This is a genomic window from Ewingella sp. S1.OA.A_B6 (assembly GCF_049889095.1).
Taxonomy (GTDB): Bacteria; Pseudomonadota; Gammaproteobacteria; order Enterobacterales; family Enterobacteriaceae; genus Ewingella.
This window is the reverse complement of sequence record NZ_JBLJFK010000001.1, coordinates 1,662,099-1,687,944: the sequence shown is the minus strand read 5'-3', so window position 1 is coordinate 1,687,944 and position 25,846 is coordinate 1,662,099. Positions and strand designations below refer to the sequence as shown.

The 25,846-nt window shown below is 50.7% G+C and carries 18 protein-coding genes; 9 read left to right on the top strand and 9 right to left on the bottom strand.

Annotation, left to right across the window (positions count from 1 at the left end; all coding sequences use genetic code 11):
- Window positions 1-113: 113 nt before the first annotated feature.
- The gene (locus ACMV8I_RS07945) at window positions 114-1,007 is read left to right on the top strand and encodes a YcbJ family phosphotransferase (RefSeq protein WP_498864618.1); all 894 of its coding nucleotides are present in this window, start codon (window positions 114-116) and stop codon (window positions 1,005-1,007) included.
- Between the two features lie 2 nt (window positions 1,008-1,009).
- Here ACMV8I_RS07945 and elyC read toward each other — a convergent pair whose 3' ends face one another.
- Window positions 1,010-1,780: an envelope biogenesis factor ElyC gene (gene elyC / locus ACMV8I_RS07940; RefSeq protein ID WP_498864617.1), complete on the bottom strand. Its 771-nt coding sequence runs from the start codon at window positions 1,778-1,780 to the stop codon at window positions 1,010-1,012.
- A gap of 159 nt (window positions 1,781-1,939) precedes the next feature.
- Between elyC and cmoM the strand changes: the two genes are divergently transcribed.
- From cmoM to mukB, 4 genes are read left to right on the top strand one after another with little or no spacing between them, the layout of a single operon-like run.
- The gene (cmoM, locus tag ACMV8I_RS07935; protein ID WP_498864616.1) at window positions 1,940-2,725 is read left to right on the top strand and encodes a tRNA uridine 5-oxyacetic acid(34) methyltransferase CmoM; all 786 of its coding nucleotides are present in this window, start codon (window positions 1,940-1,942) and stop codon (window positions 2,723-2,725) included.
- Window positions 2,722-4,044 carry a chromosome partition protein MukF gene (mukF, locus tag ACMV8I_RS07930; RefSeq protein WP_498864615.1) on the top strand — a complete coding sequence of 441 codons (1,323 nt, stop codon included), beginning with the start codon at window positions 2,722-2,724 and terminating at the stop codon, window positions 4,042-4,044. The genes cmoM and mukF overlap by 4 nt, the downstream gene beginning before the upstream one ends.
- On the top strand, window positions 4,025-4,753 hold the full coding sequence (gene mukE / locus ACMV8I_RS07925) for a chromosome partition protein MukE (RefSeq protein WP_498864614.1): 729 nt from the start codon (window positions 4,025-4,027) through the stop codon (window positions 4,751-4,753). The genes mukF and mukE overlap by 20 nt, the downstream gene beginning before the upstream one ends.
- Window positions 4,750-9,198 carry a chromosome partition protein MukB gene (mukB, locus tag ACMV8I_RS07920; RefSeq protein ID WP_498864613.1) on the top strand — a complete coding sequence of 1,483 codons (4,449 nt, stop codon included), beginning with the start codon at window positions 4,750-4,752 and terminating at the stop codon, window positions 9,196-9,198. The genes mukE and mukB overlap by 4 nt, the downstream gene beginning before the upstream one ends.
- A gap of 133 nt (window positions 9,199-9,331) precedes the next feature.
- On the opposite strand, the gene ACMV8I_RS07915 is transcribed toward mukB, so the two are convergent.
- Window positions 9,332-10,342 carry a glycosyltransferase family 9 protein gene (locus ACMV8I_RS07915; RefSeq protein ID WP_498864612.1) on the bottom strand — a complete coding sequence of 337 codons (1,011 nt, stop codon included), beginning with the start codon at window positions 10,340-10,342 and terminating at the stop codon, window positions 9,332-9,334.
- Between the two features lie 460 nt (window positions 10,343-10,802).
- Between ACMV8I_RS07915 and ldtD the strand changes: the two genes are divergently transcribed.
- From ldtD to ACMV8I_RS07900, 3 genes are all read left to right on the top strand, one after another.
- Entirely contained in the window at window positions 10,803-12,653 is a 1,851-nt protein-coding gene (ldtD, locus tag ACMV8I_RS07910; protein WP_498864611.1) for a L,D-transpeptidase, read from the top strand.
- A 180-nt stretch (window positions 12,654-12,833) separates the two neighbouring features.
- A complete protein-coding gene (gene mepK / locus ACMV8I_RS07905) occupies window positions 12,834-13,382 on the top strand; it encodes a peptidoglycan L,D-endopeptidase MepK (RefSeq protein WP_498864610.1) in 549 nt (182 codons plus the stop codon).
- Window positions 13,383-13,432: 50 nt separating this feature from the next.
- The gene (locus ACMV8I_RS07900) at window positions 13,433-14,080 is read left to right on the top strand and encodes an MBL fold metallo-hydrolase (protein WP_498864609.1); all 648 of its coding nucleotides are present in this window, start codon (window positions 13,433-13,435) and stop codon (window positions 14,078-14,080) included.
- 82 nt (window positions 14,081-14,162) lie between these two features.
- On the opposite strand, the gene ACMV8I_RS07895 is transcribed toward ACMV8I_RS07900, so the two are convergent.
- From ACMV8I_RS07895 to pncB, 4 genes are all read right to left on the bottom strand, one after another.
- Window positions 14,163-15,353 (bottom strand): amino acid aminotransferase, encoded by a 1,191-nt coding sequence (locus tag ACMV8I_RS07895; protein WP_498864608.1) that lies wholly within the window; start codon window positions 15,351-15,353, stop codon window positions 14,163-14,165.
- Between the two features lie 236 nt (window positions 15,354-15,589).
- Entirely contained in the window at window positions 15,590-16,723 is a 1,134-nt protein-coding gene (ompC, locus tag ACMV8I_RS07890; protein WP_498864607.1) for a porin OmpC, read from the bottom strand.
- Between the two features lie 302 nt (window positions 16,724-17,025).
- The gene (gene asnS / locus ACMV8I_RS07885) at window positions 17,026-18,426 is read right to left on the bottom strand and encodes an asparagine--tRNA ligase (protein WP_498864606.1); all 1,401 of its coding nucleotides are present in this window, start codon (window positions 18,424-18,426) and stop codon (window positions 17,026-17,028) included.
- A gap of 305 nt (window positions 18,427-18,731) precedes the next feature.
- The gene (pncB, locus tag ACMV8I_RS07880; protein ID WP_498864605.1) at window positions 18,732-19,937 is read right to left on the bottom strand and encodes a nicotinate phosphoribosyltransferase; all 1,206 of its coding nucleotides are present in this window, start codon (window positions 19,935-19,937) and stop codon (window positions 18,732-18,734) included.
- Between the two features lie 448 nt (window positions 19,938-20,385).
- Here pncB and pepN point away from each other — a divergent pair, with 448 nt between their 5' ends.
- A complete protein-coding gene (gene pepN / locus ACMV8I_RS07875; RefSeq protein ID WP_498864604.1) occupies window positions 20,386-23,001 on the top strand; it encodes an aminopeptidase N in 2,616 nt (871 codons plus the stop codon).
- Window positions 23,002-23,079: 78 nt separating this feature from the next.
- On the opposite strand, the gene ssuB is transcribed toward pepN, so the two are convergent.
- Genes ssuB through ssuD form a run of 3 tightly spaced genes read right to left on the bottom strand, consistent with a single transcriptional unit; the run spans window position 23,080 to window position 25,827 of the window.
- The gene (ssuB, locus tag ACMV8I_RS07870; RefSeq protein ID WP_498864603.1) at window positions 23,080-23,862 is read right to left on the bottom strand and encodes an aliphatic sulfonates ABC transporter ATP-binding protein; all 783 of its coding nucleotides are present in this window, start codon (window positions 23,860-23,862) and stop codon (window positions 23,080-23,082) included.
- The gene (ssuC, locus tag ACMV8I_RS07865) at window positions 23,859-24,662 is read right to left on the bottom strand and encodes an aliphatic sulfonate ABC transporter permease SsuC (RefSeq protein WP_498864602.1); all 804 of its coding nucleotides are present in this window, start codon (window positions 24,660-24,662) and stop codon (window positions 23,859-23,861) included. Before ssuC ends, ssuB begins: the two co-directional genes overlap by 4 nt.
- A gap of 10 nt (window positions 24,663-24,672) precedes the next feature.
- Entirely contained in the window at window positions 24,673-25,827 is a 1,155-nt protein-coding gene (ssuD, locus tag ACMV8I_RS07860) for an FMNH2-dependent alkanesulfonate monooxygenase (protein WP_498864601.1), read from the bottom strand.
- Window positions 25,828-25,846: the final 19 nt, after the last annotated feature.

The following is a 25,846-nucleotide window of genomic DNA, read 5'->3' as shown; positions in this document are numbered from 1 at the left end:
CTATCTGTTCTCAACTGTGTCATTTTATGCCGTTTAAATTGATCTGAAACGGAGAAATCCTCCTGCGATGCTTCCATCATAACCCTGAGCCTATTTACTACAGTGTGACTATCATGGAACTGTTGAAAGCCGAATTGAGTATTGTCCTGGGCGAGCATCTGTCGCGTCTCGAGTGCGTTAGTGAACAGCCTTATGCTCATCTTTTTGCTTTATATGATGAGCAAGGACATGCGATGCCATTAATGGCAAAAAGCTTCACTTGCGCCGGGATCGCGGCTCAGGAAGCCTACAAACTATCAATAATGGCGCGCGAAGCCAGCGTTAAAGTCCCGACGGTGTTCGGTATGGTGACGACCCAACAGTCTCCCTACCAGGAAATCCTGCTGATTGAACGCTTACGCGGTGTCTCTGCTGAAGCCCCCGCACGCACGCGGCAAAGTTGGGAGGTACTAAAAGATCAAATCGTTGAAGGCTTACTGGCCTGGCATCGGATTGACAGCCATGGTTGCGTGGGAACGGTCGACAGTACTCAAGAGAATAATTGGGCGGCATGGTATCAGCAGCGAGTTGAAGTTCTGTGGGTTGCAGTGAGCAATCTACATTCTGCGCCCCTCACGGCTGATGACCGCACCTTGCTGTTCCGTTCAAGGGCATGTCTGCCGAGTTTATTCGCTGACTTCAATGACAATGCGGTTTTGGTGCATGGTAATCTGTCGTTGCGAAGTTTGCTGAAAGATCCGCGTAGCGATCAACTGCTGGCGATGATCAATCCGGGAACCCTGTTATGGGCGCCGCGAGAATTCGATCTGTTCGGTTTATGGGAACCGGGAATGAGCGAAGAGCTGTTGTTCCGCTACCTGCAACGTGCGCCGGTAGCGGAAAACTTCCTCGCCCGCCGTGGGCTCTATATGGTGTGGGAATCGATGGCTAATATGATCCACACCGGTAAGTTTGACCGGCGTGCGTTTGACTATGCACGCCAGCAGTTGTTGCCATGGCTCAATTGAGTCTAGTCTGACGGGCTGCCGAGCCACTGCCAGATTCTGCCCATTGTTTCATACCAGACGCGCTCGCTGTGTGCTAAGAACTGGGGGCTTGGTAATATTCTCTCCCACGGGTTCAGGGGGGAGTCTATCGCCAATTGATTAGCGGGAGCAGGCACCGGTGTCAGCCCTTGCTGATGGAAGAAAATTATCGCGCGGGGTAAATGGTTGGCGGAAGTCACCAGCACCATCGGTTGTTGCCCGATCAACGCTTTGACCTGCTCGGCTTCCTGCTGCGTATCACGTGGCGTATCCACTCTAATGATATCGCTTTCAGGCACACCCAAACTTACTGCCACTTTAGCCGCGACTTCTGCCGCACTCACCGGATTGCTCAAGGCTTTACCGCCGGTAAAAATCAGTTTTGCTCCCGGATTCAGCCGATAAATTCGGATCCCTTCCGCCACGCGCGGCAAACTGTTGTTGATCAGATTCGAGCTGGGTGCCCACTCTGGGTTATAGGTATAGCCGCCACCCAGCACCACGATGTATTTCACCGGCTGTGCCGCGTTTGGCTGGTAAGTCGGATAGGTTTTTTCAATCGGACGTAGCAGACTATCGGCAACAGGTTGCAGACTTAGTAAGGCCAGAATTAACCAACTCAATAAAAAACAGACTTTGCCTGTCTTCTGCCAGCGGGTAAACCACAGTAAAACCAGCGCAAATGCCATCAGCAATAATAAAAATGGCAAAGGCAGTAACAGCCCACCGACAATTTTTTTGAGCATAAAAAGCATAGGGAAGAGGTCCTTTTGAGTGAAAAAACGGCATCTGGGAATGAATCCGCATCAGGATGATTTATTCTACGTCAGCCTGTGCCAAAATAGCAGGCTGGTCGGTCTGTACACCATTAAGCCATCGACTCATTTTCTTCTTCGCGCAGCAGGTGCCACTTCATGCAGGATCGCAATTTCGACGATATAGCCGAAAAATTTTCGCGCAATATCTACGGCACGACGAAAGGTCGTATTCGTCAGGCGGTGCTGGGGCAGGATTTACAGAGTTTAATTTGCACACTGCCCGATCGCCCGCTGCGTATTCTCGATGCCGGCGGTGGTGAAGGGCAAATGGCCTGTGAACTTGCTGCTTTAGGACATCAGGTCTTGTTGTGCGATCTGTCCGGTGAGATGATCCGCCGCGCGAAAGTCGCCGCCGATGAAAAAGGTGTGAGCGGGAACATGCAATTTGTACAATGTCCCGCTCAGGACATCGCGCAGCATATGGAACAGCCGTTTGATCTGATATTGTTTCACGCGGTGATCGAATGGCTGGTGGAACCACAACCGGCATTACAGGCGTTAACAGAGTGCCTTGCGCCCGGTGGCGCGCTATCGCTGATGTTCTACAATATCCACGGTCTGGTCATGCGACACATGATTCTGGGTAATTTCGGTCACGTTGAGGCTGGCGTTCCAAAAATTAAGAAAAGCTCGTTGCTGCCCGATCACCCGCTGGACCCTAAGCAGGTGTACCAATGGCTTGAAGATCTTGGGATGAGCATTACTGGCAAGACGGGCGTTCGGGTATTTCACGACTACTTGCGTAACAGGCAACAACATAAACAGGATTTTGACGAGCTTCTGGCGCTGGAACAGCGTTATTGCCGACAGGAACCTTTTGTTAGTTTGGGGCGTTATATCCATGTGATGGCGCACAAACCCAATCTGAAGGACGAATCATGAGTGAATTTTCCCAGACTGTACCCGAACTGGTCGCCTGGGCACGTAAAAATGACTTCTCAATTTCGCTGCCAACGGAGAGGCTGGCCTTTCTACTGGCGATAGCGACGCTCAACGGCGAGCGTCTTGATGGGGAAATGAGCGAAGGTGAACTGGTTGATGCATTTCGTCACGTCAGCAAAGGCTTCGAGCAGACGCATGAAACCGTTACGGTACGTGCTAATAACGCCATCAATGACATGGTGCGTCAGCGTTTGCTCAATCGTTTTGTCAGTGAACTGGCTGACGGTAATGCGATCTATCGTTTAACCCCGTTGGGTATTGGCATTACCGATTACTATATTCGCCAGCGTGAGTTCTCAACGCTACGGCTCTCGATGCAACTGTCTATTGTTGCTCAGGAGCTGAAACGTGCGGCTGATGCGGCCGAAGAGGGCGGCGATGAGCTCCACTGGCATCGTAATGTTTTCGCGCCTTTGAAATATTCGGTGGCCGAGATTTTCGACAGTATCGACATGACGCAAAGGATCATGGACGAGCAGCAACAGGGCGTGAAAGATGACATCGCCGCGCTGCTCAACAAAGACTGGCGAGCAGCGATCTCCAGCTGTGAAATGCTATTGTCTGAAACCTCAGGTACGCTGCGTGAATTGCAGGATACGCTGGAAGCCGCAGGTGACTTACTCCAGGCACATTTGCTGCGTATACAGGAGTACACCTTGGGCGACGGCGAACTGGGCTTTGTCGACAAACTGGTATTTGACCTGCAAAGTAAACTCGATCGCATTACCAGTTGGGGCCAGCAGGCGATTGACCTGTGGATTGGCTACGACCGTCACGTCCATAAATTTATCCGTACTGCCATCGACATGGATAAAAACCGCGTCTTTGCTCAGCGCTTGCGCCAGTCGGTGCAAAACTATTTCGATCAGCCCTGGACCCTGACTTTCGCCAATGCGGAACGTCTGTTGGACATGCGTGACGAAGAGCTTACCTTGCGCAGCGAGGAAGTGACCGGAGAATTACCGCCGGATCTCGAGTACGAGGAGTTCAGTGCAATACGTGAACAACTTACCGCGTTGATTGAACAAGCATTGCAGGTTTATCAACAACAGAAGACGCCACTCAACCTGGGAACCGTGATGCGTGATTATCTCGAAAAGTATCCGCGTGCGCGGCATTTTGACGTAGCGCGAATTGTAGTCGACCAGGCTGTGCGCCTTGGTGTGGCTGAAGCAGATTTTTCAGGGTTGCCAGCCGAATGGCAGGCAATCAATGATTTCGGAGCCAAGGTGCAGGCCCATGTCATCAATAAATATTGAACACATAATGCCAGCTAAGCTGGCGCAGGCGTTGGCAAATTCCCTCTTTCCTGCTTTGGACAGTCAGCTTCGCTCTGGTCGTCACATTGGCATTGATGAATTGGATAACCACGCTTTTCTGATGGACTACCAGGAAGAACTTGAGCTGTTTTACCACCGATATAGTGTTGAACTGATCCGTGCGCCGGAAGGATTCTTCTATCTGCGCCCACGTTCGACCACGCTTATCCCGCGTTCGGTCCTTTCCGAACTGGATATGATGGTAGGCAAAATTCTTTGTTATCTCTATCTCAGCCCGGAACGTCTGGCACATGAGGGGATTTTTACTCAGCAGGAGCTGTACGACGAGCTTTTAAGTCTGGCGGACGAATCCAAACTGATGAAATACGTCAATCAGCGTTCTACGGGTTCAGATTTGGACCGTCAGAAACTGCAGGATAAAGTCAGAACCTCGTTAAACCGCCTGCGCCGTCTCGGTATGGTGTGGTTTATGGGCGTGGACAGCACAAAATTCCGTATTACTGAAGCCGTGTTCCGCTTCGGTGCCGATGTGCGCAGCGGTGACGATGCTCGCGAAGCGCAGTTGCGAATGATCCGTGACGGTGAAGCGATGCCGATTGAAAACGCCCTGTCGCTCAATGATGAGAGTGAAGAAGGCGACTCGCCGGCAGCTCCGGGGCATGACAGCGCAGAGGATGAACAGGAATGATTGAACGCGGTAAATTTCGCTCACTAACGCTGGTTAACTGGAACGGTTTTTTTGCCCGCACCTTTGACCTTGATGCATTGGTGACTACGCTTTCCGGCGGTAACGGTGCCGGTAAATCCACCACCATGGCGGCCTTCGTCACGGCACTGATCCCGGACTTAACCTTGCTGCACTTCCGTAACACCACGGAAGCGGGCGCGACCTCAGGTTCACGCGACAAAGGCCTGCATGGTAAATTGCGTGCTGGTGTCTGTTATTCGACACTCGACGTAGTCAACTCGCGCCATCAGCGAGTGATTGTCGGCGTTCGTCTGCAACAGGTTGCCGGGCGTGATCGCAAAGTGGACATTAAACCCTTCACCATTCAGGGTTTGCCAACGTCGATTCAACCGACCGAAATACTGACGGAAACCGTCGGTGAGCGTCAGGCGCGCGTACTCTCTTTGCAAGAACTGAAAGACAACGTCGAAGCGATGGAAGGGGTGCAGTTCAAGCAATTTAACTCTATCACCGACTACCACTCGCTGATGTTCGATCTGGGTGTCATTCCACGTCGTCTGCGCACAGCGTCCGATCGCAGTAAATTTTACCGCCTGATTGAAGCCTCGCTTTACGGCGGTATCTCCAGCGCGATCACCCGCTCTCTACGAGACTATCTGTTGCCGGAAAACAGCGGCGTGCGCAAAGCCTTCCAGGATATGGAAGCCGCGTTGCGCGAAAACCGCATGACGCTGGAAGCCATTCGCGTTACTCAGTCTGACCGTGACCTGTTTAAGCATCTGATATCAGAAGCTACGTCTTACGTGGCCGCAGACTATATGCGTCACGCCAATGAACGCCGTATTCACCTCGATGGTGCGCTGGTTCTGCGTAATGATTTACTGAGCAGCCGCAAGCAGCTCTCCAGTGAGCAATACCGTCACGTTGAAATGGCACGTGAACTGGCTGAGCAGAGTGGTTCGCAAAGCGATTTAGAAACCGATTATCAGGCGGCCAGCGATCATCTGAGTCTGGTGCAGACCGCGATGCGCCAGCAGGAAAAGATCGCGCGTTACGAAGGCGATCTTGAGGAATTAACCTATCGTCTCGAAGAACAAAATGAAGTCGTCGCCGAGGCAGGAGAACTTCACGCCGATCATGAAGCACGCGCTGAAGCTGCCGAGCTGGAAGTGGATGAACTGAAAAGCCAACTGGCAGATTACCAGCAGGCGCTGGACGTTCAGCAAACTCGGGCGATTCAATATCAGCAAGCATTACATGCTATCGAACGTGCTCGTGAGCTGTGCCAGATCCCAGACCTGACAATTCAAAACAGCGAAGAGTGGCTGGAAACCTTCCAGAGCAAAGAGCAGGAAACGACCGATATCCTGCTGATGCTTGAGCAAAAAATGAGCGTGGCGGATGCCGCGCATAGCCAGTTCGAAAATGCCTATCAACTGGTGGTGAAAATCGCCGGTGAAGTCAGCCGCAGTCAAGCCTGGCAAACTGCGCGTGAACTGCTGCGCGACTGGTCTTCTCAGCAGCATCGGGCCGAACGCGTTGAGCCATTGCGTATGCGCCTTACCGAGCTGGAAGGACGTCTGCGGGAGCAACAGGACGCCGAGCGCCAATTGCAGGCGTTCTGTAAGCGCACCGGTCAGGATGTGCACCCTGAAGATTTGGATGAGCTGCAACGTGAGCTCGACGTACAAATTGAAGAGCTGTCGCAGGTAGTTTCTCAGGCCGGTGAACGCCGCATGGAAATGCGCCAGGAGCTGGAGCAGGTGCAGTCACGCATTCGTGAACTGACTGCCCGTGCGCCAGTGTGGCTTGCTGCGCAGGAAGCACTCAGCCAGTTAAGCGAGCAAAGCAAAGAGCCTCTGGAAAGCAGCCAGCAGGTGACTGAGCATATGCAACAGTTGCTGGAAACTGAGCGTGAAACGACCGTTGAACGTGATGATGTTGCCGCGAAAAAACGACGTCTGGAAGGACAGATCACCCGCCTCAGCCAACCAAGCGGCGCTGAAGATTCGCGCATGATTGCACTGGCGGAGCGTTTCGGTGGTGTACTGCTCTCAGAGATTTATGATGATGTTACTATCGACGATGCACCGTACTTCTCCGCACTGTATGGTCCATCGCGTCATGCCATCGTCGTACCTGACTTGTCGCGTATCCGTGACCAATTGGATGGTCTGGATGACTGCCCTGAAGATTTATACCTTATTGAAGGGGATCCGCAGTCCTTCGATGATAGCGTTTTCGCCGTCGAAGAGATGTCTGGCGCGGTACTGGTAAAAAGTGGCGAGCGCCAGTGGCGCTACTCTCATTTCCCTCAGGTGCCGCTCTTCGGCCGCGCGGCGCGTGAAAACCGTCTGGAAACACTGAATAAAGAGCGCGAAACGCTCTCCGAGCGTTATGCCAACCTGTCGTTTGACGTGCAGAAAATACAACGTGTTCACCAGGCATTCAGCCGTTTTATTGGCAGTCATTTGGCCGTTGCCTTTGATGCCGATCCCGAGGCGGACATTCGAACCCTAAGTGGGCGTCGTGGTGAACTGGAGCGTGCACTTAACGCCCATGAGGGGGCTAATCAGCAGCAGCGTCAGCAATATGAGCAGGCCAAAGATGCGTACAGCATGCTTAACAAACTGCAACCGCGCGTCGGGCTGCTTTGTGATGAGACGCTGATTGATCGTGTTGAAGAGCTGCGTGAGGAGTTTGAAGAGGCGCAGGAGTCTGCCCGCTTTATTCAGCAGCATAGCGCTTCCCTGACTGAGCTCGAACCGCTGGTTGCGGTACTGCAAAGTGACCCGGAACAGCATGAACAGCTGAAAGAGGATTATGCTCAGGCACAGCATGCGCAGCGTATGGCGAAGCAGCAGGCATTCTCACTAACCGAAGTTGTTCAACGTCGTGCGCACTTCGGTTATACCGATTCTGCCGGTATGTTGACCGAAAATTCAGACCTCAACGACAAGCTACGTCAGCGTCTCGAACATGCTGAAGCAGAACGAACCCGCGCCCGTGATCAGCTACGTCAACATCAGTCACAATTTACGCAGTACAGCCAGGTGCTTGCATCACTGAAAAGTTCGTTTGAAGCTAAACGTGACATGCTCAAGGAGTTAGGGCAAGAGTTGCAAGATATCGGCGTTCAGGCCGATGCAAATGCCGAAGCGCGCGCCAAACTACGTCGTGATGAACTGCATGCGGCGCTCAGTACCAACCGCTCGCGGTGCAATCAGCTGGAAAAACAGATCACCTTCTGCGAAGCCGAAATGGATAATCTGCAAAAGAAATTACGTAAGCTGGAACGTGATTATCATCAGAGCCGCGAACAGGTGGTGACGGCGAAAGCTGGCTGGTGCGCGGTGATGCGACTGGTCAAAGATAATGGTGTTGAACGTCGCCTGCACCGCCGTGAACTGGCTTATATGGATGGCGATGAATTGCGATCCATGTCGGATAAATCTTTGGGTGCTTTGCGCCTTGCCGTGGCTGATAACGAACATCTGCGCGACGTACTGCGTCTGTCAGAAGATCCGAAACGCCCGGAACGGAAAATTCAGTTCTACATCGCGGTTTATCAACATCTGCGCGAACGTATCCGTCAGGATATTATTCGTACCGATGACCCGGTTGAAGCCATCGAACAGATGGAGATCGAACTGGGGCGTCTGACCGAAGAGCTGACTGCGCGCGAACAGCAACTGGCATTAAGCTCTAAGAGCGTTGCCAGCATCATTCGTAAAACGATTCAGCGTGAGCAGAACCGTATTCGCATGCTCAACCAAGGCTTGCAGACCGTGGCCTTTGGCCAGGTCAAAAGCGTGCGACTTAACGTTAACGTGCGTGAAGCGCATGCTGGTCTATTAGATGTGTTGTCCGAACAGCAGGAGCAGCATCAGGATCTGTTCAGCAGCAACCGCCTGACCTTCTCGGAAGCACTGGCAAAACTCTATCAGCGCCTAAATCCGCAAATTGATATGGGGCAGCGCACGCCACAAACCATCGGCGAAGAACTGCTCGACTACCGCAATTATCTTGAGATGGAAGTGGAAGTTAACCGTGGTTCAGACGGTTGGTTACGTGCAGAGAGCGGGGCGCTTTCTACCGGTGAAGCTATCGGTACCGGCATGTCGATTTTGGTGATGGTGGTACAAAGCTGGGAAGAAGAGTCGAGCCGGATGCGTGGCAAAGACATTTCGCCTTGCCGTCTGTTGTTCCTTGATGAAGCTGCGCGTCTTGATGCCAAGTCTATCGCCACGCTGTTCGAACTCTGTGACCGCCTGGAAATGCAGCTGATTATCGCCGCACCGGAAAACATCAGTCCGGAGAAAGGTACCACCTATAAATTGGTGCGTAAGGTGTTCAATAACAACGAACACGTACATGTGGTGGGTTTGCGAGGTTTTGCGGCTGAGCAGCCAGCAATAGTTAATGTTGAAGCCGGTAGTTCTTAACGTGAGTAGCCAGTAAATCACTAAGCCTCGCAAGTCGGGGCTTTTTTACGTCGGAACACTTTGGTAACTTTAAAACAGTTCTGCCCCGCAAGCGGGGCAGAACTGTTTTAAACCTTATTCAGATCCACTGTCACTACGCCATAGATAACACTTTTTCACGTAACTGAGTAAAATCAGTGTAGACCTCATCGACGCCCAGCAGGCCTACATCTTCTGAAGGTGCCTTGATGATCGCACAAGGTACTTTCCACGGAGCCCAGTAATTCACGTCACTGTTACCATACATGGCCACCACAGGTTTATGCACACCTGCGGCAATATGCAGTGCACCACCATCACTGGTAATAATCTGATCACATAATGACATTGCTGCCATTAACTCGCGAATGTTGCTGGTAGGTAAAGCGGTTAATGGAATGTCGGCACAGGCCTGGAGCATTAATTTTGCTTTATGATCGTCTCCGGGATGTTTTGGGTTGTCTTCGCCACCGGGTGACCAGAATAAAACAATCCGGCAATCTTCGCTTGCCGCCAGGCGATGAGCTAACTCAATGAATTTCTCTATCTGCCAGCGCTGCTTTGGTTTACGCGAACTGATCTGGATACCATAAATAGGCTTATCTCTGAAAATATTGAACTTTTTAGCGATCTGATTAACTTCATTTTCAGGGACATACAGCTCAAGCGGGCCCGGTTCTTCAGTGATGCCTAATGGGATTGATAAAGTATTCAATAATTCAACAATATGCAGTCCCTCAGAATGCGGAAGGCTATCGGTGACGCAGCGCTGGGGTTTATTACCTATGGCGATCACTCTTTTAGCACCGGAGAACTTAGCCCACTGAAGAGACCGTTTGTCCGTGCTGGCAAGCAGCGCGACATCGTACCTGGCCATACGAACAGCCAGTATCGTTTTAAGCCGTTCAAAATAAACGCCTAGTAGTGTCTGACCTGTTTTACGATGGTGTGATTTACAATAGAGATGAACTTTACTGATATGAGGATTACCCTCGAGTACATCTTTATTGTAAGTGTTAACCAGCAAATCAAGCGTGTTGGTGTTCTTACTGACAAGATTTTTAATCAATGGTGTAGTCAGAATCAAATCGCCAATATTATCGCGGCGTATTAATAGGATTTTCATAAATTTAGCTGTTAAAAAATAAATATCGCGTATGTTAATTTCACATATTTAAATAAGCAAGTTTATTCAGTTTTTATAGCACAAATGGAGGTGTTTAAATGCCGAAGTCAGTAAGATTCACTTATCCATGCTGAAAGTGCTTTTAAAACGAGTGACAATGCGGCGCGTTACGGGAAAGCGGGTAGACAGTGATCATCGAACTTTGAGAGAGTAAAAACGGTCATTTTCATCAAATGTTCTGGTTTTGTATAAAGATTAATCAATCATGTGGGTTGAGCATAAATTATCCATGGACAACGCTTTATTTCACGCCGCTGCTGGCATAAAGTTCATTTCTGAAAGCGTGCAGCTATTATCTTGAGATCCTGCGCAAAATTAAGAATTTATTTATATACTTAACCCAAGGGTTTTTTGCTTAAATTCGAATATTTAATTTGGGCACTTTAACGGGAGGCAAGGGATGATGTACATGAGTCAAAGGTCTCTCAGATTTCTGGCAGTGAGCTGCCTGATGATTACGGGGATGGCCCCGTTAACCGCTGCGTTTTCTGCAATACCTACTCTGCCTGTTCGCTCAGCGACGCTCTCCAGCGTTCAAAGCCTCAGCCAATTGCAGGCTGAGTTGCCAAAGAGCGTTAAACCTCTTTACCTCTCGTCCCTTGCGTCATTATATGCAGCTAATCACATGCAACCGATGTGGCAAGACAGAGACGCAGTCCACCAATTTCAGCAACAGCTGGCTGAATTAGCGATTTCGGGTGTCCAGCCACAATTTACTCAATGGGTGAAATGGCTGACTGATCCAGAAGTGACCGGTATGGCGCGCGATATCGTCCTGTCGGATGCCATGTTGGGTTATTTGCAATTTGTCAGTGGTGTAGAGACGAAAGGGGACAGTTGGTTATATAGCTCCACGCCTTACAAGATGACGACACCTCCTTTGACTGTGATCAACCAGTGGCAGTTGGCGGTACGTCAAGACAACACGGCCAGTTATATGGCGACGTTAGTACCCCAACATCCACTCTATTCCAAGATGCATAGCGCACTGCGTGCCATGCTAGAGGATCACCATCCATGGCCGCAAATGACCACTGCTGCCAGCCTGCGTCCCGGGCAAATTAGTGATGACATTCCGGCACTGCGTGAAATTCTCAATCGCACCGGCATGATGGTGACGCCTCCAGCGGAGACAACATCCCCGCGACCTACTGATGAAACTATTGCCAAAGATGGTCCGGGTTCAGCAGCCAATGATGATTTATCTGTTGATGAGTCAGCCGATAAAGCTGTTTCACCATCGACGGTAGTGAGCCCGGCCGCTACTTCAGTCACCGATGTCCTGCCTACGGTTGAATCCAATGGTCAGCCAGCCGCAGTGATGCCTGTTGCCGTTATTGATAACCAATACTCTCCTGACTTGGTTGAAGCCGTGAAACGCTTCCAAAAATGGCAAGGGCTTGAACCCGATGGGATTATTGGTCTGCGTACCCGTCAGTGGCTGAATACTTCACCTGATTTACGCGCTACTTTGTTGGCACTCAATATTCAGCGGTTGCGAATTCTGCCAGGTAATGTCAATACCGGCATTATGGTAAATATCCCTAACTATCAGCTGACTTATTATCTTAATGGCAATCAAGTTTTAACTTCACGGGTGATTGTGGGCCGTCCGAGCCGTAAAACGCCTTTAATGAGTAGTGCGCTGAATAACGTAGTGGTTAATCCGCCATGGAACGTTCCTACCACTCTGGTGCGCGAAGACATTGTGCCAAAAGCTATGCAGGACATGAGTTATTTCCAAAAGCATGGCTACACTGTACTTGCTGGTTGGAATAATGATGCTGAGGTCATTGATCCCTCAATGATTGACTGGAGCGTGGTTTCTCCTGGTCACTTCCCGTATCGTATCCGGCAAGCGCCTGGTGCCAGCAACTCTCTGGGTCGCTACAAATTCAATATGCCAAGTTCAGATGCCATCTATCTGCATGACACACCAAACCACGGTTTGTTCCAGAAAGACATCCGTGCACTGAGCTCAGGCTGTGTCCGCGTTAATAAAGCTTCTGAACTGGCAAATATGCTGCTCCAGGATGCGGGATGGAATGACACGCGTATTTCATCAACGTTGCAGGGCGGGAATACGACATTTGTGCCAATCCGCCACCATATACCCGTAAAACTATTTTACCTGACGGCTTGGGTTGCTGAAGATGGTAAGCCGCAATATCGTACAGATATTTACAATTACGACTCGCCGGTTAAATCGGGTGCGCAAATTCTTTCCAGGGCAAAAGTTTTACTGCAATAAATGCAATAAAACTAAAAAGATAGCGGTCAAAATAATTGACCTTAAAACGGGTGCGGCTGTGAAGCCGCACCCGTTTTACTATACGGGTGGGTTGACTCACTGAATTAAGGCGGTTAAGGTTCGAAGCAGTACACTTTTTGTGCCTATTTTTTGACTCTTTCACCGGGTAGTAGACTGTTCATGGATCAAATCGACAAACATCGCCGTAAATGGCTGGCACTTGGTAGTGCTGCTATGGGTATTGCACTCCTTCCTGGGCGTGCTTTTGCCACTCTTTCCACTCCTCGCCCGCGTATTTTGGTTGTTAATAATTTGAATACTGGCGAAAGTCTTAAAACAGAGTTTTTTGATGGAAAGCGTTACAACAAGGATGAATTGGCCAGGTTAAATCATCTGTTCAGGGATTACCGGGCTGAAAAGGTGAAAAATATTGATCCCGCTTTGTTTGATCATCTATACCGTTTGCAGATCATGCTGGGAACCAATAAACCTGTTCAGTTGATCTCGGGCTATCGTACCTTGGCGACCAATAACGGCATGCGTAAACCGGGAAGCGGCGTAGCTAAACATAGCTACCACACGCTTGGGCAGGCAATGGACTTCCACATCCAGGGCGTTGAATTGAGCAATATCCGCAAAGCCGCGATGAAAATGAAGATGGGTGGTGTAGGATATTATCCACGAAGTAACTTTGTGCACATCGATACAGGTCCGGCAAGAGCCTGGTAGGGTGCGTAATTTGCAACTTAACTACCTGAGTTAAGTTGCTGTGGAGACTTATGAAATACCATCTCATTCCTGTCACTGCGTTCACCCAAAACTGTTCAGTCATCTGGTGTAGCAAAACGAAGCAGGCAGCTATTGTCGATCCTGGCGGTGAAGCGGAAAAAATCATCAGCGAAGTTGCCAAACTGGGTGTAACCGTGAGCCAGATTTTGTTGACTCATGGACATCTTGATCACGTTGGTGGCGCAGCTCAGGTAGCAAAACACTACAATGTCCCCATTGTCGGCCCACAGAAAGAAGATCTCTTCCTGCTCGAATCTCTGCCGACCCAAAGCCAAATGTTTGGTTTAGAATATTGTGCCCCTTTGGTGCCAAACACCTGGCTTGAAGAGGGGGACGAAGTCCGCGTTGGTGAAGCGTCTCTCTCTATTCTCCATTGCCCGGGACATACACCAGGCCATATTGTTTTTATTAACGATAGAAGTCGTCTGGCTGTCTCCGGGGATGTGATTTTTAGCGGTGGCGTTGGGCGCAGTGATTTCCCTCGAGGCGACCATCAGGCGTTGATCCATTCGATCAAAACCAAGCTTTTACCACTCGGCGATGATATGGCTTTCATTCCGGGTCACGGTCCGATGTCAGATTTCGGCCATGAGCGTAAGACCAATCCGTTCTTGCAGGATGAAATGCCGGTCTGGTAATACATTGCGATAAACGACAGAATTCTATAAATGAAAAAAACCAGTCAGGTTGCCTGACTGGTTTTTTTTCAACATTATTTAATTACAAAACGGCGACGATGGCTTCGCACAGCGGTGCCATGTTATCGAGGGTGATACCGGCGACGTTGATGCGGCCGGAGTTCACGGCATACACACCAAACTCTTCACGCAGACGCATAACCTGATCTTTGGTTAACCCGCTGAATGAGAACATGCCGTTTTGGTTAATAATAAAGCTGAAGTCCTGCTGAGCGCCTTTTTCCTGCAAGGTGGTCACAAACAACTGGCGCATGCGGTGAATACGCTGGCGCATATCGCTCAGTTCCTGCTCCCAGATAGCCCGCAGCGCTTTATTGCCGAGTATAGTGGCAACAACTGCAGCACCGTGTGACGGCGGGTTAGAGTAGTTCGCACGGATAACTGATTTTACCTGGCTGAAGGAACGGTCAGCGATGTCAGCATCAGCGGCGACCAGAGTACAGGCACCCACGCGTTCGTTATACAGGCCAAAGTTCTTCGAGTAAGAGCTGGCGACCAGTAGTTCAGCATGTTTAGCGGCAAAAATGCGCAGGCCTTGTGCATCCTCTTCCAACCCTTTGGCAAAGCCCTGATAGGCAAAGTCAAACAACGGCAACCAACCTTTAGCGACAGACAATTCAGCCAGCTGCGCCCACTGTTCTGTTGTTGGGTCTATACCGGTTGGGTTATGGCAGCAACCGTGAAATAGCACCACGTCGCCAGCCTGAGCTTCATTCAGGCTTTTCACCATGCCATCGAAGTCCAGCGCGTGGTTGGCCGCGTCGTAGTAAGTGTATTCCACGACTTCCAGACCCGAGGCGTTGAATACTCCTTTGTGGTTCGGCCAGCTTGGATTGCTCACCCAGATACGTTTGGTGCTGGTCTGCGTCGCGATAAAGTCTGCGGCGATACGCAGGCCACCGGTACCACCTGGCGTCTGAGCGGTACGCGCACGTTTGTCTGCAATGATGGCACTGTCTTTACCAAACAGAAGCTCTTGAGTACAACGCGCAAAATCAGGCAGCCCGTCGATGCTTAAATAGGTCTTGGTTGTTTCGTTTTCCAGCAAATATTGCTCGGCTTTTTTCACGCTGGTCAGAATCGGAGTTTTGCCCGTTTCATCTTTATAGACACCAATCCCAAGATTGATTTTATCCTGGCGAGCGTCAGCACGGAAAAGATCGGTAAGACCGAGAATAGGATCAGCAGGTGCAGCAGTGATTTTTTCAAACATAGGGTGAGACTTCCATGGCCTGATATTTAGCAGAAAGAGGGCATCAGGTTACCGCCTGAAAGTCAGTTTGCCAACCGTTTGCGGCAAAAAGAAAGCGGAGTTGTGAAGCGGGCTTTGAGATTAATAATTTTGATAATAGAAAAGGGTGGGGAAGTCGGTAAAAGCAAAAGGCAGAGCCGAAGCCCTGCCTTTCAAATCACTCAGGATGCACCCGAAAGTGCATCTGTTAAGCGAAATTAGAACTGGTACACCAGGCCTACAGCAACGATATCGTCAGTGGCGATGCCGTTAGCTTTAGTGAAGTCATTGTCATCCAACAGGTTGATTTTATAGTCAACATAAGTAGACATGTTTTTGTTGAAGTAGTAAGCCGTACCCACTTCTACGTATTTCACCAGATCCTGGTCGTCGCCGTAAGAGCTGTTCAGGTTCTTGCCTTTAGATTGCAGGTATGCAACCGATGGACGCAGACCGAAGTCGAACTGGTACTGTGCAACCATTTCGAAGTTTTTAGTTTTGTTAGCGAACTGTTGGGTGCCGTTACGAGCACCGTCAGCAGCACCATTGTTAGCGCCACCGGTAGCCGTGGTGTTACCGAATGGCGTCATGTTATTTGTTTCTGCATACATGGTTGCCAGGTATACACCGTTAGCATCGTATTTAGCACCAACGGTCCACACATCAGCCTTGTCGCCATTGCCATCAGCAGCTTGTGCATCAGTACGGTCAGAAGAAGCGTATGCAGCACCCAGATTTACGCCAGCGCCGATGTCATAGGTGGTAGAAACTGCATAACCGTCGCCGTTTTGTTTAGAAACATCGCGACTGTCGTTCTCGTTTTTACCCTGATATTGCAGAGCAAAGTTCAGACCATCGACCAGACCGAAGAAGTTGGTGTTGCGGTAAGTTGCTACACCGTTAGTACGTCCAACCATGAAGTTGTCGGTGTAGGTATAGGTATCGCCGCCGTATTCTGGCAGATTATCGGTCCATGCTTCAACGTCATAGACTGCGCCGTAGTTACGACCGTAGTCGAAAGAACCGGCATCGCCGAATTTCAGACCCGCGAAGCCCAGACGGGTTTTGGTGCCTTCGGTGCCATCGCTTTCTGAGTGGTTAGCCTGAACGTTGTATTCCCACTGGCCGTAACCGGTCAGTTGGTCATTAATTTGAGTTTCGCCTTTGAAGCCGAAACGAACATAAGTCTGATCGCCGTCGGAGCCTTTGTCATCAGAGAAGTAATGCAGGCCATCGACTTTACCGTAGAGATCCAGTTTGTTGCCGTCTTTGTTATAAACTTCAGCGGCGTGTGCTGCGCCAGCAGCTAACAAAGCTGGGATTACGATTGCAAGAATGTTGCGCTTCATCATTATTATTACCCTCATTGGTTTTATTTGGACACCTGCCACTGCCGTCAATAATTCTTTAGGGAACTATTGTTGAGAGTTTGGTGTCTCCTGTGTCTGATGGCAGTGTTCCACCCGAGGGCGGCTTAATCTACATCGAAAATGCTACCAAACCCCTAAACTTGTTTCATTGAGAAAGAATGTATTACAAAATGTAAAATTAACGGAACTTTGTGACAGGGATCTACCTTTAAAAATGACTAAGGCCAGCTGAGCTGGCCTTATTTTTGTAACTAAAATGCTGTATGGGGAAATCTTTTAATTAATTAGAAGGTTGCATTACGTGGTGTGCGTGGGAATGGGATGACGTCACGCACGTTTTGTACACCAGTAACGTAGGCTACCAGGCGTTCAAAACCTAAGCCGAAACCTGAGTGCGGCACCGTGCCGTAGCGGCGAAGATCGCGATACCACCAATAATCCCCTTTATTCAGGCCCATTTCCTCAAGACGAGCATCCAGTACATCCAGACGTTCTTCACGCTGAGAACCGCCGATAATCTCACCAATACCCGGTGCCAGAACATCCATAGCGGCGACGGTTTTACCATCTTCATTCATGCGCATATAGAATGCTTTGATATCTTTAGGATAATTTTTAACCACTACCGGTGCTTTGAAATGCTCTTCTGCCAGATAGCGTTCATGCTCTGACGATAAATCGACGCCCCAGGAAACTGGATTCTCGAAAGTCTTGCCGCAATTGATTAAAATTTCCACTGCTTCGGTGTAGTCAACCTGGGCGAAATCTGATGTTACAAAACGCTCAAGGCGTGAAACAGCATCTTTGTCTACGCGTTCTGCGAAAAACGCCATATCATCTTTTCTTTCGTTCAGAACGGCCTGGAAAACATATTTAAGCATGCTTTCGGCCAGTGCTGCGATGTCATCAAGAGTGGCAAATGCCACTTCAGGCTCAACCATCCAGAACTCAGCCAGATGCCTGCTGGTATTGGAGTTTTCTGCACGGAAGGTCGGGCCGAAGGTATATACCTTGGAGAGTGCACACGCGTAAGCTTCGCCGTTCAACTGCCCGGAAACGGTAAGAAATGCTTCTTTACCGAAGAAATCTTCGCTGAAATCAACGTCGCCTTTATCGGTACGCGGCAAGTTTTGGAAATCCAGGGTTGAAACGCGGAACATCTCACCAGCACCTTCGGTATCCGATGCCGTGATCAGTGGCGTTGATACCCAGAAGTAACCATTTTCATGATAGAAACGGTGAATGGCTTGCGAAAGGGTGTTACGCACGCGCGCAACAGCTCCGATCAAATTGGTTCGTGGGCGAAGATGCGCTACTTCACGCAGATATTCGATACTGTGGCGTTTTGCTGCCATCGGGTAAGTGTCGGGATCATCAACCCAGCCAACCACTTTAATTGCCGTCGCTTGCAGTTCGAAACTCTGGCCTTCCCCCGGGGAGGTGACAACGGTGCCCGTCACTTCGATAGAACAACCGGTGGTCAGACGCAGAACCTCATCCTGATAATTGGGCAGAGAATTATTCACAACGGCCTGTAACGGATTAAAGCAGGAGCCGTCATAAACGGCGAGGAAGGAGATACCAGCTTTAGAATCTCTCCGGGTACGTACCCAACCGCGTACGGTGACTTCACTGTCAACCGCAGCACGGCCTTGCAGTACGTCGACTACAGGCACAACGCTCATAGGTTTCTCTCTTTCTTATGTATTCAGATGATGATTGAGAACTAAAGGACACCCATATAAAGGGATTTGGCTATGTTACTTAGCCTTTCTCAGGACACAAGCAGAAATCACTTCGCCCGGGCAACATTTGTCTATGCTGGACAGTCGTTCTCCAAAATAATCATTGCGACGAGTCTGAATGTCCTAAATCTACATCACAACTATATAAAGGAAGAAAACATCTCTAAGAAAGGCGGTGTTGAGGCGAACAGTTCGAAATGAAGAGGGAGGAACGTCTGCGGCCATAATGACCACGGACGTTTTATTCAGGAGGCTTTTTTAACCAGCGGTATATCAAAAGCTTTACGTAATGCTTTCACAAAGGCCTTATCCTGACATATGGTTTTACCTGGGCTGTCAGACAACTTCGCAACGGGTTTACCGTTGCACTGTACCAGTTTTATGACGATATTGAGCGGCTTGACCCCTGGAATGTTACAGGTCAGACGCGTGCCTATCCCAAACACCAGGTTTACGCGGGTGTCGAAATGACGATACAGATGCAGAGCTTTGTCTAAATCAAGATTGTCCGAGAAGACCAGCGTTTTACTCATTGGGTCAATACCCAGTTTCTGGTAATGCGCGATGGCCTTTTCGCCCCATTCAATCGGATCCCCTGAATCATGGCGCAGGCCGTCATAGGCGTTAGCAAATGTCGGGCCGAAATCACGCAGGAAAGCGTCCATCGTTATACAATCGGTTAGGGCAATACCTAACTGGTCTGGGTATTCGTCCAGCCATACCTGCAATGCAACACGTTGGCTGTCGGCCAGAGCTGGGCTGATTTGCTGATGCGCCTGGAACCATTCGTGCGCTTGGGTTCCCACCGGAGACAACTGCAATTTGTGGGCTATATCGTAGTTGCTGGTACCTACCAGGTAGGGGAACTCGGCTTTCAGTGTACTGACAATCGCCTGCTGTACATCGCCGGAGAAACGGCGTCGCGTGCCGAAATCCATCAGGCGGAAGCGGGATATATCGATATCAGCCGCGTCCAGCTTGAAACGTGTCAGATTCTTGCGCAGTTGATCAACCGCCATTTGTGTGGTCACTAGCGCAGAACGGTGACGGTGAACAACTTCACTGATCACGGCGAGTAGCGGTACTTCCCACATGATCACCTCACGCCATGGCCCGGAAATACGCACGTGCAAATGACCATCGCGATCGGCCACCTCAACATGTTGAGGGCGATAGCGGAAAGTCTTCAACCAGTTGAGGTAGTCAGCACTGAAAAACGGCAGACCGGAGAGATAAGCGAACTCATCGTCTGTCAGGGACAACTGGCTCATCATTTCGATTTGCTGGCGTATTTCGCTGGCATATTCGCCCAGCAGTTCGTCGCCACGGCAGCGGAATTCAGCCACCACGCTAATATTGTGATAACGGTGGAAGACGGCCTGCTGCATATGAAGCTTGTAGGCGTCGGTATCTAACAGCGAAGTCAAAATCGGGGAAGCGTATGAAGTCATAGCGCGTTTACAGCATCCTCGTCAGAAAGGATTGGCCAGCAAAAACCTGTACATAACTTCTTAAAGGCAGTTCGCATTATTCCAACCATTCCAGATAAAAAAGCATTCTGGATAAAACAGCAAAGTCTGTGAAGTATACCGTAATATCCTGCGAAAGAACGCTCATCACATCATAATTGTCCGCCAAGGGTCGAGGCTTAAATGTGCTTTGGCCTTCAAAATGGCATCTTTTTGTTAACAATTTGGTTGCACAGTCGCCAGGACTTCCGTTTTGGACAAAACATGTCCTAACAGACTTACAAGTCTGCAACAATCTGGGAATTCTAAGTGCCTGTGGTAAAGTTCATGAAAGCTTTATCAGCCGATGGCGTTTCTCCTGCCGGAGCGTTCAGATAAGCAATGATCAACAACAAACGTCGTGACTAACGAAAACGTTATAAGGTTTTTTATGAATCAACTGCCGCAAGCTAAGTTCCGCCACGATTATCGTGCACCGGACTACACCATTACCGATATTGACCTCAATTTTGAACTCGATGCGCAAACTACCGTGGTTACCGCAGTCAGCCAGATTAAACGCCAGGGCGCAGAAAACGCCTCGTTAGTGCTTAATGGTGAAGATCTGACGCTAATCAGTCTGAAAGTGAATGGTCAGGATTGGCCGAGTTACCAGGTGACGGACAAAACGCTAGTGATTGACCGCCTGCCTGAAGCCTTTGAACTTTGCATCATCAACGAAATTCACCCGGAAAAAAATAGCGCCCTGGAAGGGCTTTATCTGTCCGGTGAAGCGCTGTGTACTCAGTGTGAAGCTGAAGGTTTCCAGCACATCACTTATTATTTAGATCGCCCAGATGTTCTGGCGCGTTTTTCGACCCGCATCGTGGCCGACAAAGCACGCTATCCGTTCCTGTTGTCGAATGGTAACCGCATTGATGCCGGTGAGCTTGAAGGTGGTAAACACTGGATCAAATGGCAAGACCCGTTCCCGAAACCTTGCTATTTGTTTGCACTGGTCGCCGGTGATTTTGACGTGCTGCGCGATACTTTCAAAACTCGCTCAGGCCGCGATGTGGCACTCGAACTGTTTGTTGACCGCGGGAATTTGGATCGCGCCGACTGGGCGATGGAGTCATTGAAGCAGTCGATGAAATGGGACGAAACCCGCTTCAATCTGGAATATGATCTCGATATCTTCATGATCGTTGCCGTTGATTTCTTCAATATGGGCGCGATGGAAAACAAAGGCCTGAACGTCTTTAACTCCAAATATGTCTTGGCAAAAGCTGAGACGGCGACAGATAAAGATTATTTGGGCATTGAAGCGGTGATCGGTCACGAATATTTCCATAACTGGACCGGTAACCGCGTGACCTGCCGCGACTGGTTCCAACTGAGCCTTAAAGAAGGGCTGACCGTATTCCGCGATCAGGAGTTCAGTTCAGACCTCGGTTCACGTTCAGTCAACCGTATTGATAACGTCCGCATCATGCGTGCCGCACAATTTGCCGAAGATGCCAGCCCGATGGCGCACCCGATCCGCCCGGAAAAAGTGATCGAAATGAACAACTTCTACACGCTGACAGTGTATGAAAAAGGTTCAGAAGTGATCCGCATGCTGCATACCTTGCTGGGTGAAGCGAAATTCCAGGCCGGTATTCAGCTCTATTTCGAACGTCATGATGGCAGCGCGGCAACCTGTGATGATTTTGTGCAGGCGATGGAAGACGCGTCGAATGTTGATCTGTCCCTGTTCCGCCGTTGGTACAGCCAGTCTGGTACACCGGTTCTGACCGTGCGTGACGATTATGATGTAGAAAAACAGCAATATACGTTAACCGTCAGTCAGAAAACGCCACCGACGGCTGACCAAGCTGAAAAACTGCCACTGCATATTCCGCTGGATATTGAACTGTATGATCCGCAAGGCAATGTGATCCCACTCAAGCAAAACGGCAGTGTGGTTAGCAATGTGCTCAACGTCACTGAAGCTGAGCAGACCTTTATATTTGAAGATGTGGCATACCCGCCGGTGCCATCTTTACTGCGCGAATTCTCTGCGCCAGTGAAGCTGGATTATACCTATGGCGATCATCAGCTCACCTTCCTGATGAAACATGCGCGTAATGATTTCTCTCGCTGGGATGCGGCACAAAGCCTGCTGGCAATCTACATTAAGCTCAACGTAGCGCGTCATCAGCAGAAACAACCGTTGTCACTGCCGCTGCACGTGGCCGATGCATTCCGCGCCGTGCTGCTGGATGAAAGCATTGATCCGGCGCTGGCGGCGCAGATCCTCACGCTGCCTTCTGAAAACGAAATCGCTGAACTGTTCGATATTATCGATCCAGAAGCGATCAGCGCCGTGCATTCGGCCATTACCCGTTGTTTGGCGACCGAAATGGCGGATGAGTTCCTTGCCGTTTACAATATCAACCGTCTGCCGGCTTACCGTGTCGTGCATGAAGATATTGGTAAGCGCGCGCTGCGTAATACCTGTTTACGTTATCTGGCGTTTGGTGACGTAACTCAGGCAGATAAAATCGTACAGGCTCAGTTCGGGCAGGCCGACAACATGACCGACTCTCTGGCGGCGATGTCTACCGCCGTTTCTGCCCAGTTACCTTGTCGTGAAGCACTGATGGCGGCTTATGATGAACGCTGGCATCAGGATGGTCTGGTAATGGACAAATGGTTCATTCTGCAAGCCTCCAGTCCGTCGGCTGATGTGCTGCAAAAAGTCCGTTCATTACTGACTCACCGTTCATTTACCATGAGCAACCCGAACCGCATTCGTTCGCTGATAGGGGCGTTTGCTTCGGCGAACCCTTCTGCGTTCCATGCAGCGGATGGCAGCGGATATAAGTTCCTGACAGAAATGCTGGCCGATCTTAACACCCGCAACCCACAGGTCGCGGCGCGTATGATCGAACCGTTGATCCGCCTGAAACGCTACGATGCAAACCGTCAGGCGCTGATGCGTCAGGCGCTTGAACAACTGAAAGGGCTGGAAAATCTGTCCGGAGATTTGTTCGAGAAAATCACTAAGGCATTAGACGCGTAATAAACCGTCTGGAATGTTGGAAAGCACAAGGGCGATGGCAACATCGCCCTTTTTACGTCTTGTATTTGCGGGGGGGAATTAACTCTGCGCCCGTTTCGCTTCCTGCTGAACGGTTGATGAAGGCTGTGGCGTCAGAACGCGCTCCAGAACTTCAGCTTCCAGTTCCGCCAATCTGGCCGAGCCTCTGCGTCGCGGTCGCGGTAAATCGATCTGCACATCGAGTCCAATTTGGCCCTGTTCAATTAATATGACTCTGTCAGCCACGGTGACGGCTTCGCTGACGTCGTGTGTCACCAGCAAAACAGTAAAGTCATGCTGCTGCCATAAACGTTCGATCAACCCCTGCATTTCGATGCGTGTCAACGCGTCGAGTGCCCCTAAAGGTTCATCCAGCAACAACAGGCGGGGACGATGGATCAGTGCGCGAGCCAGGGCGACGCGCTGTTTTTGCCCACCGGATAACGCTGAAGGCCAGTCATTGGCTCGGTCGGCCAGCCCGACTTCCTCCAGTGCTGCCTGGGCTGCATTGCGCCACTGACCTTTCAAACCGAGACCGACATTATCGATGACTTTTTTCCACGGCAGCAGACGGTCATCCTGAAACATCAGCCGCGTGTCATCCCGCACGTGATTGAGCGGCGCGCTGCCGCTGCGCATTTCTCCCTGTGTGGTACTTTCCAGTCCGGCCAGCAGGCGCAGCAGAGTGCTTTTTCCACACCCGCTGCGACCCACCACCGCCACAAACTGCCCGGGAGAAATGCGTAGATTGATGTCATTGAGTACCGTGCGATTACCATATTTCTTGCTGATACCCGCCAGCGTAACCGGCGTGCCTTTTGGGATGCGTGCGGTGTAACTCATGCGACGTTTCCTTGTTTTTTCTGATAAGCAGGGTGCCAGCGCAGCCAAACACTTTCCAATGCGCGGGCCAGCAGATCGGCCAGTTTGCCCAGAATGGCATACAGCACAATAGCGACGACCACGACATCGGTTTGCAGAAATTCACGCGCGTTCATTGCCAGATAACCGATGCCAGAGTTGGCTGAAATCGTTTCTGCTACGATCAGCGTCAGCCACATGAAACCCAGCGCGAAACGAACGCCAACCATAATTGAGGGCAGGGCGCCCGGTAAAACGACCTGCACAAACAGCGGTAGTCCTGACAGCCCGTAACTGCGCGCCATCTCCAGCAGGCCACGATCAATATTACGAATGCCGTGGTAGGTGTTGAGGTAAATGGGGAACAATGTGCCAAGTGCCACCAGGAATATTTTGGCGGATTCATCAATGCCGAACCACAAAATCACCAGCGGGATCAGCGCCAGATGAGGAATATTACGCAGCATCTGTAACGAGCTGTCCAGCAGACGTTCGCCCCAGCGCGACAGGCCGATAATAAAGCCCAGCAGCAAGCCCAAACTCCCACCGATGGTGAAACCTACCAGTGCGCGGAACGTACTGATTTTCAGGTTTTGCCACAGTTCACCGCTTTTCGCCAGCGTCCAGAACGCCTCCACCACGGCGCTCGGCGCGGGAAGAATACGATTCGACATCCATCCGGCTTCTACTGCCAGTTGCCAGCCGCCAATGAGAGCCAGCGGTACAACCCATGGCAACAGGTTGTCCAGCCAGCGTTGGGATATGCGTTGTGAGATCGACATGTTGATGTCCTCAGTGCTGAGCAGCAGTGCGATTTGGCACAAAATCATGCGCGACCAACTCACCGCGCGCTTCTATGGCTCGTTTCACTGTGGTGTCCTGTTCGGCAGTGGCCAGATCCAGATGCGGGAACAGTAACTCACTGACGCGGTAGGCTTCTTCGAGATGCGGATAGCCGGAGAAGATAAAGGTATCGATTCCCAAATCGGCATATTCCTGCATGCGAGCGGCCACGGTTGGACCATCGCCGACCAGCGCGGTTCCAGCACCGCTGCGTACTAAGCCCACACCGGCCCACAGGTTCGGACTGATTTCCAGTTTGTCGCGATTACCACCATGCAGTGCCGCCATGCGGTGCTGGCCAACGGAATCTGTTCTGGCAAATGCTGCCTGCGCTTTCTGAATTGTTTCATCATCCAGATTGGCAATCAGACGGTTGGCAGCCTGCCAGGCTTCTTCGTTGGTTTCACGTACAATAACGTGCAGACGAATACCAAAACGCACACTGCGGCCGTGGGCAGCGGCTTTGGCCCGGACCTGATCAATTTTCTCTTTCACCAGATGTGGCGGTTCGCCCCAGGTCAGATAGAGTTCGACCTGTTCAGCAGCCAGATCCTGCGCTTCGTCCGACGATCCGCCAAAATAGAGCGGCGGGCGGGGCTGTTGTACTGGCGGATGCATCAGGCTGGCGCCTTTCACCTGAATATGTTTGCCTGTGTAATCCACGGTTTCGCCTTCCAGCACCTGCCGCCAGATGCGGGTAAATTCTGCCGAAGCTTCATAACGCTCTTTGTGATTGAGATGTAATCCTTCGGCCGCCAGCTCGGCAGGATCACCGCCGGTCACTAAGTTAAACAGGGCGCGGCCACCGGAAAGCCTGTCCAGCGTGGCGGCCTGACGCGCTGCCAACGTCGGTGAGATAATTCCCGGTCGCAATGCCACCAGGAACTTCAGGCGTTGAGTGACGGAAATTAGCGATGCGGCTACCAGCCACGAGTCTTCGCATGAGCGGCCGGTCGGCAGCAGCACACCGGCAAAACCGAGACGGTCCGCCGCCTGGGCAATTTGTTGCAAATAGCTGAGATCAACGGTGCGGGCGTCGTTGTCGGTGCCGAGATAACGTCCATCGCCGTGAGTGGGCAGAAACCAAAAAACATGTAAACTCATGAGATAACTCCTCAGTCGT

What these genes read in the sequence shown, in the direction of transcription:
- pncB (WP_498864605.1), bottom strand. Translation starts at nt 19,937, where the DNA reads ATGACTTCATACGCTTCCCCGATTTTGACTTCGCTGTTAGATACCGAC.
- ACMV8I_RS07900 (WP_498864609.1), top strand. Translation starts at nt 13,433, where the DNA reads ATGAAATACCATCTCATTCCTGTCACTGCGTTCACCCAAAACTGTTCA.
- ldtD (WP_498864611.1), top strand. Translation starts at nt 10,803, where the DNA reads ATGATGTACATGAGTCAAAGGTCTCTCAGATTTCTGGCAGTGAGCTGC.
- cmoM (WP_498864616.1), top strand. Translation starts at nt 1,940, where the DNA reads ATGCAGGATCGCAATTTCGACGATATAGCCGAAAAATTTTCGCGCAAT.
- ACMV8I_RS07945 (WP_498864618.1), top strand. Translation starts at nt 114, where the DNA reads ATGGAACTGTTGAAAGCCGAATTGAGTATTGTCCTGGGCGAGCATCTG.
- ssuB (WP_498864603.1), bottom strand. Translation starts at nt 23,862, where the DNA reads ATGAGTTACACCGCACGCATCCCAAAAGGCACGCCGGTTACGCTGGCG.
- pepN (WP_498864604.1), top strand. Translation starts at nt 20,386, where the DNA reads ATGAATCAACTGCCGCAAGCTAAGTTCCGCCACGATTATCGTGCACCG.
- mukE (WP_498864614.1), top strand. Translation starts at nt 4,025, where the DNA reads ATGTCATCAATAAATATTGAACACATAATGCCAGCTAAGCTGGCGCAG.
- ACMV8I_RS07915 (WP_498864612.1), bottom strand. Translation starts at nt 10,342, where the DNA reads ATGAAAATCCTATTAATACGCCGCGATAATATTGGCGATTTGATTCTG.
- ACMV8I_RS07895 (WP_498864608.1), bottom strand. Translation starts at nt 15,353, where the DNA reads ATGTTTGAAAAAATCACTGCTGCACCTGCTGATCCTATTCTCGGTCTT.
- ompC (WP_498864607.1), bottom strand. Translation starts at nt 16,723, where the DNA reads ATGATGAAGCGCAACATTCTTGCAATCGTAATCCCAGCTTTGTTAGCT.
- ssuD (WP_498864601.1), bottom strand. Translation starts at nt 25,827, where the DNA reads ATGAGTTTACATGTTTTTTGGTTTCTGCCCACTCACGGCGATGGACGT.
- mepK (WP_498864610.1), top strand. Translation starts at nt 12,834, where the DNA reads ATGGATCAAATCGACAAACATCGCCGTAAATGGCTGGCACTTGGTAGT.
- mukB (WP_498864613.1), top strand. Translation starts at nt 4,750, where the DNA reads ATGATTGAACGCGGTAAATTTCGCTCACTAACGCTGGTTAACTGGAAC.
- asnS (WP_498864606.1), bottom strand. Translation starts at nt 18,426, where the DNA reads ATGAGCGTTGTGCCTGTAGTCGACGTACTGCAAGGCCGTGCTGCGGTT.
- ssuC (WP_498864602.1), bottom strand. Translation starts at nt 24,662, where the DNA reads ATGTCGATCTCACAACGCATATCCCAACGCTGGCTGGACAACCTGTTG.
- mukF (WP_498864615.1), top strand. Translation starts at nt 2,722, where the DNA reads ATGAGTGAATTTTCCCAGACTGTACCCGAACTGGTCGCCTGGGCACGT.
- elyC (WP_498864617.1), bottom strand. Translation starts at nt 1,780, where the DNA reads ATGCTTTTTATGCTCAAAAAAATTGTCGGTGGGCTGTTACTGCCTTTG.